Origin of the sequence: Paraburkholderia phosphatilytica (genome assembly GCF_003443895.1) — a bacterium.
GTDB classification, from domain to species: Bacteria; Pseudomonadota; Gammaproteobacteria; order Burkholderiales; family Burkholderiaceae; genus Paraburkholderia; species Paraburkholderia phosphatilytica.
Genome location: NZ_QQOA01000108.1, coordinates 1 through 1,182 on the forward strand (window position 1 = coordinate 1; position 1,182 = coordinate 1,182).

The following is a 1,182-nucleotide window of genomic DNA, read 5'->3' on the forward strand; positions in this document are numbered from 1 at the left end:
TAGGGACGGTCTGCAAAAGTCCTGGCGTTGAAGTCTGGTTGGCCTATCCTGGAAGAACGCGAATTAACGGAGTTCCTCGATGACACAGCTCGGTCTTGGCCTGGATCTTTCAACGAAACGCACGCGCAAGCGGGAATTTCTCGATGAGATGAGGCGCGTTGTGCCATGGTCGAGGTTGATTGCGTTGATCGAACCGCACTATCCGAAGGGTAAGACTGGAAGGCCGCCGTTTCCGGTTGCGACGATGCTGCAGATTCACTTCATGCAGCAGTGGTTTGGGCTTTCGGATCCGGCGATGGAAGAGGCACTTTATGACGTGCCGCTGTATCGTGAGTTTGCGGGGCTGGACGACGGTATGACGCGCTTGCCGGACGAGAGCACGATTCTGCGGTTCCGTCACCTTCTCGAAACGCACGGCCTGGCCGCGCAGATGCTCGCCCTGGTCAATGAGATCCTGAGTGAAAAAGGCTTGATGTTGAAGGCAGGGTCAGCGGTCGACGCGACCTTGATTAGCGCACCCAGTTCGACAAAGAACGGCTCTGGCAAACGGGACCCGGAGATGCATCAGACGAAGAAAGGGAATCAATGGTACTTCGGGATGAAAGCGCACATCGGCGTGGACGCGGAGTCGGGTCTGGTCCACACCGTCATTGGTACGGCGGCCAACGTTCACGACATCAATGCGGCCGAAGCGTTGTTGCACGGCCAGGAAAAGGATGTATACGCTGACGCTGGATATCAGGGTATCGAAAAGCGCTGTCAGGCGAACCCGGTACGCTGGCATGTCGCGATGCGACCGGGTAAGCGTCGACAACTGGACCTGACCAATCGTCTGGACGCAATATACAACCAGATTGAGCGCCTGAAGGCTGGCGTGCGCGCCAAGGTTGAACATCCGTTTCGCGTGCTCAAGCAGCAGTTTGGTTATACGAAGACCCGCTACCGAGGATTGGTGAAGAACACCGCGCAGATCACGACACTGTTTGCGCTGGGCAACCTCTGGATGGCGCGCAAGGCTTTAAGCAAAGCGTGAAACGCCCGGGGCATCAGGCCGTGAGTCTCGGCAAACGAAGGCCATCATGCTTCAAAAGTCGGACGATCAACCTGATAGCAGGCTCTGCAGCCGATACGCCCGACGTGAAAAAAGATCGGCGCTCCGAGAACGTGTTGTGCAGACCTTCC

General features: G+C 56.9%; 1 protein-coding gene. It reads left to right on the plus strand.

Going from position 1 to position 1,182, the window contains the following annotated elements; genetic code table 11:
• Window positions 1–79 precede the first annotated feature (79 nt).
• Window positions 80–1,033 carry an IS5 family transposase gene (locus tag DVS29_RS36765; RefSeq protein ID WP_118186253.1) on the plus strand — a complete coding sequence of 318 codons (954 nt, stop codon included), beginning with the start codon at window positions 80–82 and terminating at the stop codon, window positions 1,031–1,033.
• Window positions 1,034–1,182 lie beyond the last annotated feature (149 nt).